The sequence below is a fragment of the Hymenobacter sediminis genome, assembly GCF_003231285.1.
In the GTDB taxonomy this organism is placed as follows: Bacteria; Bacteroidota; Bacteroidia; order Cytophagales; family Hymenobacteraceae; genus Hymenobacter; species Hymenobacter sediminis.
Map to the genome: position 1 here is coordinate 116,280 of NZ_QKNS01000007.1, position 14,046 is coordinate 130,325.

General features: G+C 56.2%; 14 protein-coding genes and 1 tRNA gene. 6 read left to right on the plus strand and 9 right to left on the minus strand.

Annotation, left to right across the window (positions count from 1 at the left end; translation table 11 throughout):
- Positions 1 to 97: 97 nt before the first annotated feature.
- From DNI29_RS18070 to DNI29_RS18095, 6 genes are all read right to left on the minus strand, one after another.
- Positions 98 to 1,024, minus strand: coding sequence for a MerR family transcriptional regulator (locus tag DNI29_RS18070; RefSeq protein WP_110979535.1), 927 nt, complete (start codon positions 1,022 to 1,024; stop codon positions 98 to 100).
- Positions 1,025 to 1,044: 20 nt separating this feature from the next.
- Positions 1,045 to 1,548 (minus strand): sterol desaturase family protein, encoded by a 504-nt coding sequence (locus DNI29_RS18075; protein ID WP_110979536.1) that lies wholly within the window; start codon positions 1,546 to 1,548, stop codon positions 1,045 to 1,047.
- A 196-nt stretch (positions 1,549 to 1,744) separates the two neighbouring features.
- Positions 1,745 to 2,557 (minus strand): enoyl-CoA hydratase/isomerase family protein, encoded by an 813-nt coding sequence (locus DNI29_RS18080; protein WP_110979537.1) that lies wholly within the window; start codon positions 2,555 to 2,557, stop codon positions 1,745 to 1,747.
- 175 nt (positions 2,558 to 2,732) lie between these two features.
- Positions 2,733 to 4,973: a ComEC/Rec2 family competence protein gene (locus tag DNI29_RS18085; RefSeq protein WP_110979538.1), complete on the minus strand. Its 2,241-nt coding sequence runs from the start codon at positions 4,971 to 4,973 to the stop codon at positions 2,733 to 2,735.
- A gap of 154 nt (positions 4,974 to 5,127) precedes the next feature.
- Positions 5,128 to 5,565 carry a GNAT family N-acetyltransferase gene (locus DNI29_RS18090; protein WP_110979539.1) on the minus strand — a complete coding sequence of 146 codons (438 nt, stop codon included), beginning with the start codon at positions 5,563 to 5,565 and terminating at the stop codon, positions 5,128 to 5,130.
- Between the two features lie 333 nt (positions 5,566 to 5,898).
- Positions 5,899 to 7,011 (minus strand): PhoH family protein, encoded by a 1,113-nt coding sequence (locus DNI29_RS18095; RefSeq protein ID WP_110979540.1) that lies wholly within the window; start codon positions 7,009 to 7,011, stop codon positions 5,899 to 5,901.
- 186 nt (positions 7,012 to 7,197) lie between these two features.
- Between DNI29_RS18095 and DNI29_RS18100 the strand changes: the two genes are divergently transcribed.
- From DNI29_RS18100 to DNI29_RS18125, 6 genes are all read left to right on the plus strand, one after another.
- Positions 7,198 to 7,980 (plus strand): SAM hydrolase/SAM-dependent halogenase family protein, encoded by a 783-nt coding sequence (locus DNI29_RS18100; RefSeq protein ID WP_110979541.1) that lies wholly within the window; start codon positions 7,198 to 7,200, stop codon positions 7,978 to 7,980.
- A 147-nt stretch (positions 7,981 to 8,127) separates the two neighbouring features.
- Complete coding sequence (locus DNI29_RS18105; protein ID WP_110979542.1) at positions 8,128 to 8,442, plus strand: putative quinol monooxygenase; 315 nt, start codon at positions 8,128 to 8,130, stop codon at positions 8,440 to 8,442.
- Positions 8,429 to 9,100 (plus strand): iron-sulfur cluster co-chaperone HscB C-terminal domain-containing protein, encoded by a 672-nt coding sequence (locus DNI29_RS18110; protein WP_238388138.1) that lies wholly within the window; start codon positions 8,429 to 8,431, stop codon positions 9,098 to 9,100. The genes DNI29_RS18105 and DNI29_RS18110 overlap by 14 nt, the downstream gene beginning before the upstream one ends.
- 24 nt (positions 9,101 to 9,124) lie before the next feature.
- A tRNA-Leu gene (locus DNI29_RS18115) sits at positions 9,125 to 9,206 on the plus strand.
- Between the two features lie 284 nt (positions 9,207 to 9,490).
- Positions 9,491 to 10,354: a DUF2911 domain-containing protein gene (locus DNI29_RS18120; RefSeq protein WP_110979543.1), complete on the plus strand. Its 864-nt coding sequence runs from the start codon at positions 9,491 to 9,493 to the stop codon at positions 10,352 to 10,354.
- 231 nt (positions 10,355 to 10,585) lie between these two features.
- Positions 10,586 to 11,113, plus strand: coding sequence for a hypothetical protein (locus DNI29_RS18125; RefSeq protein WP_110979544.1), 528 nt, complete (start codon positions 10,586 to 10,588; stop codon positions 11,111 to 11,113).
- Positions 11,114 to 11,153: 40 nt separating this feature from the next.
- Here the strand turns inward: DNI29_RS18125 and DNI29_RS18130 are convergent, their stop codons facing one another.
- From DNI29_RS18130 to aspA, 3 genes are all read right to left on the minus strand, one after another.
- The gene (locus DNI29_RS18130; protein ID WP_123823310.1) at positions 11,154 to 11,600 is read right to left on the minus strand and encodes a hypothetical protein; all 447 of its coding nucleotides are present in this window, start codon (positions 11,598 to 11,600) and stop codon (positions 11,154 to 11,156) included.
- 140 nt (positions 11,601 to 11,740) lie between these two features.
- Positions 11,741 to 12,121, minus strand: a complete 381-nt coding sequence (locus DNI29_RS18135; RefSeq protein ID WP_110979546.1) for a hypothetical protein — start codon at positions 12,119 to 12,121, stop codon at positions 11,741 to 11,743.
- Between the two features lie 159 nt (positions 12,122 to 12,280).
- Positions 12,281 to 13,687 (minus strand): aspartate ammonia-lyase, encoded by a 1,407-nt coding sequence (gene aspA, locus DNI29_RS18140; RefSeq protein ID WP_110979547.1) that lies wholly within the window; start codon positions 13,685 to 13,687, stop codon positions 12,281 to 12,283.
- Positions 13,688 to 14,046: the final 359 nt, after the last annotated feature.

Genomic DNA, 14,046 nt, shown 5'->3' on the forward strand with positions numbered 1-14,046 from the left:
CAGAAACGATGCTTTTGACCTACACAAACGCCCGGCCGAACGGATGTTACTCCTACGGCCGGGCGGCGGGTTTGTTGAACAAGAATAGGTTACGCTTTTATGAAGCTTCGGTGGGTAGCTCCACCTGTCGGTCGCAGGCGCAAGCGCAGATGCCTTCTGCCAAAGCAATAAAATCAGTGATTAAACGCAGGCGGACCGCATTAGCAGGCATTTTGAAGTTCAGTTGCGCCAGCGGACCGTAGAGAAACAGCGTGATATCAGAACAAATCTGGTGCAGTTCATTCACAAAATCCTGTACCTCATCACGTTCCGGAACAGCCGTCAGGACAGTGAGGGCGGCGTATGGTTGATAGGCGCTGCACACAGCTTTCAGCTCCGACACGGGCAGGTTCTGACCTAAGTACAGCACATGGTGCCCACGGGCCCGCAGGATGTAGTTCATGAACAGCAAGGCCAACTCGTGCATTTCGCCCTCGGGCAGAAATAACACCCAGCGCCGGGCGGTGGCAGGCTGTACGGGCGGCAGTGCATCGGTGGCGGCCAGCAGCTTTTGGCGCAGCAGGTTAGTAACCAAATGCTCCTGCGCCGGATTTACGGTACCGGTCTGCCACATTACGCCTATGCGCTGCAGAAAGGGGTAGGCAACGTGCAGAATGGCCTGCTCAAAGCCGCTTTGCTGAATTGCTTGGTTGAGCAGATTCGTCAGCTGCAGCTCATTCATTTCCAACATGGCGGCCAGCAGCCCGTTTACTTGCTGGCAGTAATTATGGGAGGCATCATCGCAGGAAATAACAGCTTTGGTCAGTTCCTGCTCCGTGAGCTTGGCCACCTGCGAAATACGGTAGCCTCGGTTACACAGGGTAGCAACATTCAGCAAACGGCGCAGGTCGTCGTCGCAGTACGTGCGGATGTTGGTGGCAGTACGTACAGGCCGAAGAATACCGTAGCGCTGCTCCCAGATGCGAATGGTGTGTGCTTTGACGCCCGAAAGCTGCTCCAGGTCGCTGATAGAAAAATGTCCCACTATTCTGTTCTCCCTCTCAACTAATTACTTACTGCGCCTGACTGCGACCGAAGCACCCGCGTTGGGGCGGGCTTGCGCAGGGCCAGGGCAAAATATTTCGGCGACACCCACAGCAGGCCAAATTCTTCGGAGCCGTCGCGGCCGGTGGTTTTATGGTGCATTTTGTGCGCCATGTTTAGAGCCCGCAGGTAGGTATTGCGCGACTTCCGCCAGAACCGCAGCCGGCCATGAATCAGCACATCGTGCACGAAAAAATAGAGCGTACCGTAGGCAGCAATGCCTACCCCCATCCAGAACCGAAAGTCCTTGGCATCGGAGCCATAGATGATGAGCAGCATCGACAGCGAGCCATAGAACAGAAAAAAGAAGTCGTTGCGCTCGAAGCGGTGCGGGTGCCGCACATGGTGCGAACGGTGCAAAAACCATAGCGGCCCGTGCAGCACAAAACGGTGCATAAACCAGGCCACGAACTCCATTCCGAGAAAGGTAGCCGTCGTAACGGCCACGGCTGCCAGCGTTGTCATGGGGCTAAAACCGCCGGAATGTTGAGAAGTTTGAAAAAAATGAAAGGAGAAAGTTACTAATCTTCCCGGAAACCGTCGTTCGAGCTTACTATCCTCTAAGATTTTCGGGGCGTATTCTTCCCGCAGGTGTCCTAAAAAAAGTAACAGCCACCTTGCTAGAAGGTAGCTGTTGCTTTTTTAGGTAGGAAAAGAGCCCCTAGTTTTCCCAGGTTATCTTCTCTTTGGCCAAGAAAGCAGCAATGCCACGGCGGCAGTCGTCGGAGCCGCGGGCTTCGGCGTTCATGCGGGCAGCGTAGCGCAGGCTGTCTTCCAGGGGCATTTCCGGAATTCGGGCCAGCATTTCCTTAGTAGTTTCCATGCTTTGGGTTGAGTTCTCAACGCAGAGGCGGCGCGCAAACTGATACACATTGTCGGCCAGTTCGGCCTTGGGCACCAGAAAGTTCACCAGACCGTATTCTAGAGCCAGTTGGGCCGAAATTACATCGCCGGTGAGCAGTAGCTGTTTAGTGCGGGCCTCCCCTATTTTGCGCAGCAGAAACACACTTACAATAGCAGGTAAAAAGCCGATTTTCACCTCGGTATAACCAAATTTGGCTTCGGGCACGGCAAAGGAAAAGTCGCAGATAGTAGCAAGTCCGCATCCGCCGGCCAGCGCGTGGCCCTGCACCTGCCCAATTACCACCTTTTTGAGAGTATAAATCTGGTGGAAGAGCTGCATGAGGTGGGTAGAGTCGGCCAGGTTATCAGTGTAGCCGAAGCCCTGCAGCTCCTGAATGTAGCCGAGGTCGGCACCCGCGCAGAACACGTCGCCTTCGGCCCGCAGCACAATTACTTTGCAGGCCTCGTCCTCCTCGGCAAACTCAAAGGCTTGCTTCAGCTCGGTCACCATATCGGCGCTGAGGGCGTTGCGCTTTTCCGGGCGGTTGAGGGTAATGTATCCGATAAGATCCTGCGCCTCATAGCGAATGAAACGGAGGTCTTCCAACTCCTGAGTGGGCATGTTTTCCATAGTCCGGCACGTTGCAATCGGTGAGAGGAAGGCTTCCCAAGCAGAGAACTACCCCTCGTGGAGCAGCTAAAGCCAAAGGACGCGAAAACCAAACGTAACAAAATTGATGCTACGATACATGCTATAGCGTAGGCGGAGGCCTACAAGTTTCGTCCAACCCCGCCTACTACCCCACCTACTGCCGTACCTGAACGGTGAATGCACCGCGCGTAGTTACGTCATACGTCTGAAAACCAGCTACCTGCAACACAGAATCCTGCCGAGCTACGTACCAGCTTTTGCACGAAGAATCGAAAATTACCGGTGCCTTCTTCCCGAAAATATCGGCCAGCTCCTGGGGCTTCACGCGGGCGTTGCGGCGAAGCACAATGGCATCCGGACTAGGCAATGGCTGGCTGGCCGGACTTAGGCGGCTGCTTACAAAGGCCACCCGCAGCCCGCGCCACGCGGCCAGGGTAAGGCCTGGCTCGGCTACCCGTGCGGGCACTGGGCAGCCCTTCCAGCCTACCGAGTGAGTGACCCGCCGGGCTTCGCGCTGAATACTACCCGGTACAATGCGGTAAGTACGTTCCGTTTCGGTCAGGGGCAACGAATCAACGGTAACCACCTCGGCGGCCGCCCCCTGCCAGAAACCCACCACCGAGCGGCGTGGAATGCTGTAGATAATCAGGCGGGCATCGGGGGCCAGTTGGTGGGCGGCCCACACCCGGCTGCTTTCCAGCACGGCCAGTAGCGCACAGGCTATGCCCAGCCATGGCAAACGGCGCAAGCGCAAGAACACTAGCCCGGCCAGAAGGAAGGCAAAGAGTAGCCACGTCTGCGGAGCGGTGAGGTGAATGCCCGAAATTAGAGCACCCGGCATCAGGCGGCCGATGGAGAAAATGTACTCGTTGAACAGCCAGATCATCCACTCAAACACCCCGGCTACGAGGTGCGGCAGCCAGTCCAGGGCAGCAGCAGCAACGCCAGCTGAAAGCAACCCCAACAGAGCCACTACCCCCTTCAGGACCAGCAACCCCAGCCCCACGTACACCGCCAGGCTTGAAATAGGGACGGCCACCAGGTTTGACGCCAAGAAGCTGAGTGGAAACTGATGAAAGTAGAACAACCCCAAGGGAAACGTGGCTACCTGGGCCGCCAACGATAGCGCCGTGGCCTGCCACACGTACTCCAGCCCGGTACCCAACCACTTCCACGATTTCTTTACGCCTATCGACTGCCAGGGCCGCTGCCTGCCCAAAAAGTACGCTTTTGGCTGCAGCCAGCGGGCAATGCGCGGCTGCAGGTACACGATGCTGAGCACGGCCAAAAACGAAAGCTGAAACCCTACGTCGCAGAGCAGGTAAGGGTCATAGCACAGCAGAAAGAAGGCTGCCACGGCCAGCAGATTATACATAGAGGTCTGCCGACCGCTGGTCTGCCCGGCAATGATGAACGAGAACATCACCGCCGCCCGCAGCACCGAAGCCGACAACCCCGTCAGGAAAGCGTAACTCCAGATAGTAGCCAACCCCAACAGCGCCGTTACCAGCCGAAACCAGGGTCCGCGCCTACCCGGCAGGCGGCTTAACAACCACGTTACGGCCCCAAACAAAAGCCCCACCTGTAACCCCGAAACTGCCATGATGTGGGTGGTGCCGGTATTGGCGTAGGCCTGCTTAGTTTCTTGATCTACCTCATCCTTAATACCCAACACCAGCGCCGAGGCAAGGGCGTATTCGCGCTTGGCGTGCATGTACTGCCGAAATACGCCATCTAGCACGCGAGCTGCCCGCATGGCCGTAGCCCGCATGATGCTAGGCGGGTCAGTGGCTATTTTCTGGTACTGATCGGGGTGAATGAACTGCTGATGGTACACCTGATGATATTCCAGGTAGCGGTGGTAATCGAACTCGCCGGGGTTAAGGGGCGGCTTGCTTGGCGCAGGCGCTCCGCGCACCAGCCATACGTCGCCGTACTGCGGGGCGCCTACCCCCCCTTCCCGCGGAATACTCACCCGAATGCCACCCCGTGCCGTTAGCCACTGCCCTGCCACCCGCACCGTCGATACGCGCACAGTGGTGGCGTAGGTGGCAGGCCGCGTTACCGTATAATCGTCCACCACAGCCCGGTAAAACTCAACCTGGTTGCCAAATCGGTACAGATGATCAGGGGCCCGGCTTTCGGTGGCTTGCTGAGTCAGCGCAGCGCCTGCGGCATAGAGCGTAACAACGGCCACCAAACCAGCGGCATCAGTGGCGGCAGGCCCAGGCCGGCGGGCCGCCCACAGCTGCAGAACGATAAATGACAAGACTACCCCCGCTACGGCGGGCAGCAAATCAGGCAGCTTTTCGCCGGCGTAGAGGTAGGTAAGAATGCCCGCCATAAGCGGCAGCGTCAGCCGCACGAAGGCATTCGGGGCCCATTTGATTTCCATATAAACACAAACTGGCGCGCCCGTTAATCGGGGTAGTAAAGCGGATTCTTATTGAATAGTCAAAATGAGGAAAATAAGCTAAATGGCAAAAGGCCACTTGGTTTCCTTGTAAGGAAACCAAGTGGCCTTTTGCTAGTCTTGCGGAGTTGCAGACTTACTTTTTCAGTTGCATTTGGTAATGCTCAATATCAGCCTCCACGAACTTCTCGCCAACCTTTTCAAACCCATGCCGCTCATAGAAGCGCACGGCGGGCAGTTGGGCATTCAGATACACTGTAGCCTGGGGGTGGCTAGCCCGTACATCCTGCACCACGGCCGCCAGTAGCGCCGCTCCCACCTGCTGGTTGCGGTAGGCTTCTAGCACGGCAAAGCGCTCCAGCTTCACGCCCTTTTCCGTCACGCGCCAGCGGGCTGCGCCGCAGGGCGTACCATCATCGGTGCGGGCCAGGTAATGGGTAGCATCAGTGCGGTCGTGCGCGTCGTTTTCCAAGTCGGCAGGCACGTTTTGGCCTAGCACAAAAACGGTGTGGCGAACAGCCAGAGCCTCGTCGAGCTCGGATGACTGTGGAGAAGAAATGCGGCTTACCTGCATTGCAACGATATTCTAGAGGTAGTTATGACGTGGCTATCGCCAACGTTCGGATTCACGACGAAGGTAGCCACTCCCCTTCGCCTTTGCCTAAAGTTGCTACCTAGTAGCTATACATTGCCCCGGTTCGACACCCAAGCCGCCCGACCAGTTGGCCTCATGCTGACGTTTGGGGTTGTTGCAGGGGTAGGCGGACACTGTTCTGGCGGCGCGAACGACAATCGGCCGGCCGCCTCCATCGTTAGGCAGGGCTGCTGACTAGTTATTGCAGTGCTGTAAATCAGCAAAACAGCCACCTAGTGGGTGGCTGTTTTGCTGATTTAATGCGGCTTGAGGCTACATCTGTTGCTCTTGATTTACGGGCAGGTCGCGGGTACCATCGTCCTCGCGGCGAGCGTCGGGGTGCTTGCCGGGGTCGTGGTGGGCTACCTCATCCTGGCGCCGACGGTAGGACTGCTGATACTCCCGGGGTGGGCGGTTGGCTTGATCCTTTTGCTGCTGCACATCAAACTTGTCGTAAGCCTGCACAATCTGCTTCACGAGGCGGTGACGCACCACGTCCTCCGAGGTCATTTCCACGAAGCCAATGTCCTTCACATCACGCAGAATATCCAAAGCCTGAATCAGACCCGATTTCTGCTTAGTGGGCAAGTCAATCTGGCTTCGGTCGCCGTTCACCATTACCTTGGCGTTCGGGCCCATGCGGGTCAGGAACATTTTCAGCTGGCTGGGCGTGGTGTTTTGGGCCTCATCCAGGAGCACAAAGGCATTGTTAAGCGTCCGGCCGCGCATGTAGGCCAGAGGCGCAATTTCAATGGTCTTGTTCTCGAGGTAGAACTTAAACTTCTCGGGCGGCAGCATGTCTTCCAGCGCGTCGTAAATCGGGCGCAAGTAGGGGTCCACCTTCTCCTTCATGTCGCCGGGTAGGAAGCCCAGGCTTTCACCAGCTTCTACTACAGGACGCGAAATGATGATTTTTTTGACCTCCTTGTTTTTCAGTGCCCGAACGGCCAGCGCAACCGAAATGTAGGTTTTACCCGTACCGGCCGGCCCCAGCGCAAACACCAAGTCGTTCTTGAGCACGGCATCTACCAGGCGCTGCTGGTTGGCCGTTTTGGCTTTGATGACGCCACCTTTCGCCCCGAACAGAATTACATCGGGCGAGGCCGCCAACATCCGGTCCTGCTGATCTTCATCAGCTGTCGACAGGTATTGGCTTACAGTTTTATCGGTAATCTGGCCGTACTGGTGGTAATGCTCCAGCAGTGCCGACAGAATTTCATTGATGCGGCTAATCACGGCCGTCTGGCCCTGGATTTTGATTTCGTTGCCGCGGGAAATGATTTTACTACCCGGGAAGGCAGCTGCCAACTGGCGAATATTTTGATTGTCAGGCCCCAGGAATTCTACCAAGGACACATTTTCGAGCGTGATGACTTTCTCGACCAAACTAGAGGGAATTTAAGTGCGAAAGGAGAAGAAAAGAGCGAGCGGGCAGAACCCACGGAGCCTCCTGCATAAGGTAACAGCAAAAACGAGTGAATCGTTGCCGCTCCCGTTTCGCGGCAAAACACCTACTTTTGCCGCCCCCGCAGGGGGCCTGGCAATAGTACGAATAACTCCGAATTTCCGGTCATGGGCTTGATAACGTTTCTGTCTGACTTTGGGTACCGCGACCATTATGTGGCGGCCGTTAAGGCGCGGATTCTGCAGTTGGCCCCGCAGGTGCCGGTGCTGGATATTACCCACGGCATCGAGCCATTTAACATTGCCCATGCCCAGCATGTGCTCAGCTCCGTGTACCAAGATTTCCCGGCTGGCACGGTGCATTTGATTGGCGTGAACGATCAGGGCTCGCCCCGCGGTGCGTGGCACGCGGCTCGTTTTCAGGGCCACTACTTTGTCTCTGCCGACAATGGCCTCCTACCCCTGCTCTGCGACGGAAAGCCCGAAGAGATGGTACTGCTGAGCGCCGGCTCAGTTCCTACCCCTTCCCCCACCCGCGACTTGCTGGCACCCGCTGCCGTGCGCCTGGCGCAGGGCGAAGCTCTGGCTACCTTAGGCACTCCGGCCACGGAAGTATATCAGCTCCTGAACCGGCAACTGCGCCTGCAAGACAACCGCATTACGGGCCATGTGGTGCACGTTGACCACTACGGCAACCTGGTCACAGATATTACGCGCACAGCGGTAGAAGTTATTGGGCGCAACCGCCCCTTTACCATCCACTTTGCCCGCGAAACGGTCCGAGACATTGCTGTGCATTTTCAGGCTACCCCTCCCGGCGAGGCCGTCTGTGTGTTCAATAGTACTGACCAGCTCTGCATCGGCATCAATCAAGGAAATGCGTCGGAGTTGCTAGGCCTGTACTTTGACTCGCAGGTAGATGTGCGCTTCCCTTCTGACGGTCTCTCCTAGCAAAATCCAACCACCAAAATCGGCCTTAATAAGGCCTAAACAAAGCTTTTGATTTTGTTTATTTATTATGTTAAGTAGCAAGCGCCATAATGGCATAGCCTACCTCATAATTCAACTGCGTCTCACTCTCTGTAATCTTTCCGATTTATGCTGATCCGAATTGTGCGAATGACTTTTGAGCTGGACAGCGTGCCGGAATTTCTACAGATTTTTCGGAATTCAGAGCACCTAATCCGCCAAATGCCAGGATGCCGGTTTCTGGAACTGTGGCAAGATGCAGATCAACCAGCTATTTTCTGCACGCACAGCCACTGGGACTCAGCCGATGCGCTGAATGCCTACCGCCGCTCCGAACTGTTTGGGCAAGTGTGGCCCGCTACTAAAGCGCTGTTTGCTGCTCCCCCAGTGGCCTTTTCTGTCCATCAGGTAGATGCCGCCAGCCTACCTGTTGACGTGGCGTAAAGCTTACTCGGCGCCGATTGCTTTCATAGCCGGTGCCGTTTTCGCCAACCGGCTTATCCCTACCCCACCAGCCCGCGTAAAGGGTGAAAGCTATTTGCTTAGCCCCACCGCTTCCCAACGTATGACGCCCGACTACTTCGAATTCTACGAGTTGCCCGAAACCTTCCGGCCCGACGAAGCCGCGCTAAAGCGCCGCTACTACGCCCTTAGCCGCGAGTACCACCCCGATTTTCACGCTACTGAAAGCCCCGAGCGCCAGCAAGAAATTCTGCAGTTAGCAACCCTGAACACCAATGCCTACCGCACCCTCTCCAATCCAGACCAGCGAATGGCCTACATTTTAGGGCGCCACGGACTGCTGGAAGAGGGAAAACAAGAGCTCCCCGCAGATTTTTTAATGGAAGTAATGGAGCTAAATGAGCAGCTCATGGAGTTGGAATTTGAGCCCGACCCGGCAACTGCTGAGCGGGTAGCTACGGAAGCCAACGCCCTGAGTGACACGCTCGATGCTGGCATTGAGCCTGTACTGGCTGGCTATGAAGGCTTACCCCACGATGCCCGCCCCCAGGCTCTGGAGCAGGTTCGAACCTACTACCTCAAAAAACGCTACCTATTGCGCATTCAAGAAAGTCTGGCTAAGTTTGCTGCCCGATCCTGAACAACTGACCGAGTTGTTCCTCTTGCCCAGATGGCGGAATCGGTAGACGCGTTGGTCTCAAACACCAATACCGCAAGGTGTGCCGGTTCGACCCCGGCTCTGGGTACTTTTGAGTGAGATAACTCACTTTTCAGCCAAAAACCGGCCTTTCTGAGCAATCAGAGAGGCCGGTTTTTGGCTTTTAGCGTTTACTCATGAAGTTCTCGGCAAGCATTTAGTCTAAACCACTCTATCCAGCACTATTCGCATCCTCATTTTACTACCCGTAGCTGAGCGGTTGTTCATTGACTAGGTCAATTCTATCTTCCCTTCTTATCTAAGACAACCTCTTTTAAAGCTCGTTCTTCGGGCCGTGTCATTTGGTACCCCTCCCCCTATATCTTTAGGGCCATGAGACACCTCTTCTCCGGCCTGCTCGTGGCCCCCGTGTTCTTGCTGGCTGCTCATGAGGCTCAAACCAAGCTCGTCCTGCCGTCGGCGAGCCCCACGGTTAAGATTCGTCAGAGCTTTTCCACTTCCTTTGTCGAGTTAAGCTATGGCCGGCCTTCCCTTAAGGGGCGCAAGGCCTTTGGCGACTTGGTACCCTATGACCAGGTCTGGCGCACGGGAGCGAATACGGCTACCAAAATTCGCTTGAGCGAAACAGTGCAAATAGGCGGTCAACTCGTACCAGCCGGAACGTATATGTTGTTCACCATTCCAGGTAAAACGGACTGGACGATTATTCTCAACCGGGATACGGCCCTGTGGGGAGCATATGAGTGCAACCCACAGCTAGACGTCGTACGCTTTACTGCTCCAGCGACCCGGGTAGCCGTGCCGCACGAAAGCTTCACACTCGCCCTGGAAAACCTGCGCCCTACCGCGGCGGACCTGCTGCTCACCTGGGAGCAGGCTCAGGTCACGGTTCCTTTGCTGGCCGATCCAAACCCGCAGATCCTGCAGCAGATTCAGCAAGCGATGCAGGGCGAGAAAAAGTCCTATTTCACGGCAGCACTCTATTACTATAATTCCAACCAGCCTGACCTCACCCCCGCCGTCCGCTGGCTCGATGAGTTCTTGAAAGCGCACCAGCAGAGTCCCAGCGACCAATACGAAGGCTACTATTGGAAAGCCAAGCTGCTGCAGAAGCAAGGCAAAACGCAAGAAGCCGCTACCGCGGTCCGGCAGTCGCTGGCTTGGATCCAAGCGGACATAACGAAGTGGCTAAAACCAAGTACACGCTTCTCAACCAGTAATTGCTCAAGGAACTAGAAATCAAGAAATGAAGAGGAGTTTCAACTGTGTTGTAAACGCAGAGCTCTCCTCAATAGACGCCCGCTTCCTGACCACTTCCCGTAACCTGCCAAACGGCCCCGGAAGCGCCGTTTTGGATCCTTTTTTAACCCTTTTCTGAACAGGTAAGAGTGTCTAGTACCCGGATGCATGCTGAAAGGTCGACCGCTTTGCTTCCAGAGTCTAACTAGCGTTCATTTTCTATTGCGGATGAGTCTCTACGAATTTACACTAAAAACCTGTCTGTTCCTGCTCTTGCCCGGCCTGATCGGCTATGGGTGTCTGCGCTTGCAGGAAGAAAGTACCCTTGCTAAAACCCACGAGCGCACCTGCCTGATGTGCCTGCAGCAGGCCACCCCGACGGCCATGACCCTGGTCGGGCAAGCGGACGAGGGCCGCCTGCTCTACAAGCAGGTGCTTAATCCGGCCGTGTTGCGCCAGTTCCAAGTGCTCGTGCAAGGCCTGAGCCCGCACCCGCTGCGCGTCCAAGCCGGCGGGTATCGGCGCTCCACACGTCGGTACCAACTTGTGCTCGTGTGGGGACGGGATACGTGTGAACACGTCCTGCATAAAATGCCCTTGGGGGAAGTGGCTCTCTGGGAAGTGGCGGGCGATAGCGCCTACGAAGCACCGAAGCTAGTTCCCTTCCTTGATAGCGTCTTTCGCTCCAAGACCTTGACGAAGACGCTATATCCGGGAAATGACACGTACTCGTCCGAGCGGTGGCTTCAAAAATAGGGGTACTCCCAAGGCGGTACTTAAAGCGGCGCGTCTGACTTCAGGAAAGCAGGCCGGCTTGCTTGGCGGCGCTGATGAGGTTGGGGGCGTTTTTGAGGGTAGCCAGTACGAAGCGCTTGGCCGATTCCTTGACCTCATCCTTGCTGACCTCGCGGGTTTCAGCTAGCACAAACTCGCTCAGGTTATGGAAAGCTTCCGTGAGGGCTTGGCGCTTGGGCTGATTGGAGCGCAACTGCTCGTAGGCCAAGGCAATTTGGGCGTCAATCTTGTGGCGGCGAGTGCTGAACACGGTGCTGTGTCCCACGTGCGGCATAATGCGGTCAAGCAGCTCTACCAGCGGCACCAGCCGGGTAGCGGTAGAGTTCAGCAGTTTGTCGCGCTTACCAACCCGAATAGGGGTAGGCATGGTTAGGGCCGCCGGCGGTAGCTCCCCCGTGCTAGTTGCCGGATATTCTGCGGACAGCGCTGGATCAGGGGGTAGACTCATAACCAGGAAGCTAGCGGATAGCATACTTAAATACCTCAGCCAAAATAACAACATTCTGCTGGAGTAAAAAGCACGAAAGCGGATCAGGCCCCAGCAGTAGCTGGGGCCTGATCCGCTTTCGTGCTTTTATTATGCTGAGCCTAGGCCCAGTGCTCTTCAATGAAGTTGGCGTGGTGCTCAAACTGTCGCCGCCAGTGCGGCTCGGCGTAGAAATTAGCCCAAATGCGCTTGTACGGCACCGCTGCCAGGGGTACATCCTGGGCATTGCGCAGCACAAACCCCCGAGCCGGGTCAAAAAAAACGTAGGCAAAGTACGATGGACCGGCTGCACCGGCCTGCCGAAACACCTGTACCACGTCGGTTTCATGAATTTCCTGGCCTTCCATATCCGAAATGCCGCTGGCCAGCATGATGCGGTTTTCGCGCTTGAACGCTACCTCCTTCAAGTCCTGCAGGGTCACGACATACTCTTGACCGCCAACAGCTTCTATCGTATCTCCCACCTTTAAATCAGTGTGCATATAGCCATTACTGGGGTTAAGAAGCCATTGTCGGAATCGGGTAGGATGCCTCATAGGGGGTAGTAAGGGGAGGAAAGGAAGCGGAAAGCTAGGGCGCGAAAGGGCCACGCACAACCTCATCAGCAGCAGAAGTTGCCCGCTTACCCTACCCCTACCGGGCTACTGAATGAAGTCGGGGCGAATCAGATTCTCAAACGTGAAGATTTCGTCCCACTTCTCCTGGCTCAGCAATTGGCGGTCCGTCACGGCAATGTCGTGCACGGTTTTGCCAGTTTTGAGGGCTTCTTTAGCAATTTCGGCCGAGGTTTCATAGCCTAGCACAGGGTTCAGCTGCGTTACAATGCCAATGCTGTTGCGCACCATATTCTCGGCGTGCTGGGCGTTGGCCGTAATGCCTACCACGCACTTCTCGCGCAGGGTATGGCAGGCGTTGGTCATGTAAGAGATAGAAGTGAACAGGGCGAAGGAAATAACCGGCTCCATCACATTCAGCTGCAACTGGCCGGCTTCGGCTGCCATGGTCACCGTCAAATCGGCCCCGATAACGTAGAAAGCCGTTTGGTTTACCACCTCGGGCACTACGGGGTTTACCTTGCCGGGCATGATGCTGGAGCCGGGCTGCAGGGGCGGCAGGTTGATTTCAAACAGCCCCGTGCGCGGCCCTGAGGAAAGCAGGCGCAAGTCGTTGCAGATTTTGGAGAGCTTCACGGCTGTGCGCTTCAGCACCCCGGAAAGCTGCACATAGGCGCCAGTATCGTAGGTGGCTTCAATTAGGTCGCCGGCCAGGCTTAGGTCGAGGCCGGTTACCTCGCGCAGGTGTTTGGTTACCAGGTCGGCGTAGCCATGGGGGGCGTTTACGCCGGTGCCAATGGCTGTAGCACCCATGTTGATTTCACTGATAAGACGGCGGCTGTCTTCAATGCGCAGCAGTTCCTCCCGCAGGTTGGTGGCAAAAGCCCGGAATTCGTCGCCCATGCTCATGGGCACGGCGTCTTGGAGCTGGGTGCGGCCCATTTTCAGCACATTCCGGAACTCCTCGCCTTTGGCAGCAAAAGCGTCGGCCAGCTCCCCCAGAGCTTGGCTGTAGCCCACCAACTTGTTGCTGAGGGCTATGCGGAAGGCGGTGGGGTAGGCATCGTTGGTAGATTGGGAGCAGTTGACGTGGTTGTTGGGGTGGCAGAACTCGTACTCGCCTTTGCGCTTGCCCATGAGCTCCAGCGCCACGTTGGCAATTACCTCGTTGGCATTCATGTTCACCGAAGTACCGGCTCCGCCCTGAATCATGTCGGTCAGAAACTGGTCGTTCAACTCCCCGGAGGCCACCCGGTCGCAGGCTTTGATAATGCACTCAGCAATGGCTGAATCGAGCACGCCCAGGTCACGGTTGGCCATGGCAGCGGCTTTCTTCACATAGGCCAGGGCCTGCACAAACAGCGGCTCCGATTTCAGCGGAATTCCCGTGATGTGGAAGTTTTCCAGGGCCCGCAGGGTCTGGATACCATAATATACTTCGTCGGGGATAGCCCGTTCGCCAAGGAAATCGTGTTCAAGCCGGGTGGTTTGCATAACAAGAAGCTAGGGTGGAGGTCAAGAAGAAAGCGCGAAAAGAAGCTGAGATGCCCGCTACAGCTGAGCATCTTCTCCCAACGCAAACACGAAGGTAGAAGGCCTGTTTTAAAGTTGAGGTCTGATAGCAGAAGGCAACCACCTTGTTGAGCTACTGTACTGCTTCTAGTGTCCGGAAGTTGAGCTTGCTCCGGACCAGGGAACATGAACTGCCTATGCTCCACCCGGCAACCCATTCCTGGCAGCGTTTTGCTGGCCTCTCTCCGCGGTGCCGACCCCCTGCCCTGCCTTAGAAGCCCCCAGTTTTGATACCAGCTAGGGCCTGCGTAGTATTGCTGACAGGCTTCCGTGAAGTGGGC

Bases quoted from the DNA above. Each gene is read 5' to 3' on its own strand.
- DNI29_RS18075 (WP_110979536.1), bottom strand. From the start codon at position 1,548: ATGACAACGCTGGCAGCCGTGGCCGTTACGACGGCTACCTTTCTCGGA.
- DNI29_RS18080 (WP_110979537.1), bottom strand. From the start codon at position 2,557: ATGGAAAACATGCCCACTCAGGAGTTGGAAGACCTCCGTTTCATTCGC.
- DNI29_RS18085 (WP_110979538.1), bottom strand. From the start codon at position 4,973: ATGGAAATCAAATGGGCCCCGAATGCCTTCGTGCGGCTGACGCTGCCG.
- DNI29_RS18090 (WP_110979539.1), bottom strand. From the start codon at position 5,565: ATGCAGGTAAGCCGCATTTCTTCTCCACAGTCATCCGAGCTCGACGAG.
- DNI29_RS18100 (WP_110979541.1), top strand. From the start codon at position 7,198: ATGGGCTTGATAACGTTTCTGTCTGACTTTGGGTACCGCGACCATTAT.
- DNI29_RS18105 (WP_110979542.1), top strand. From the start codon at position 8,128: ATGCTGATCCGAATTGTGCGAATGACTTTTGAGCTGGACAGCGTGCCG.
- DNI29_RS18120 (WP_110979543.1), top strand. From the start codon at position 9,491: ATGAGACACCTCTTCTCCGGCCTGCTCGTGGCCCCCGTGTTCTTGCTG.
- DNI29_RS18125 (WP_110979544.1), top strand. From the start codon at position 10,586: ATGAGTCTCTACGAATTTACACTAAAAACCTGTCTGTTCCTGCTCTTG.
- DNI29_RS18130 (WP_123823310.1), bottom strand. From the start codon at position 11,600: ATGAGTCTACCCCCTGATCCAGCGCTGTCCGCAGAATATCCGGCAACT.
- DNI29_RS18135 (WP_110979546.1), bottom strand. From the start codon at position 12,121: ATGCACACTGATTTAAAGGTGGGAGATACGATAGAAGCTGTTGGCGGT.
- aspA (WP_110979547.1), bottom strand. From the start codon at position 13,687: ATGCAAACCACCCGGCTTGAACACGATTTCCTTGGCGAACGGGCTATC.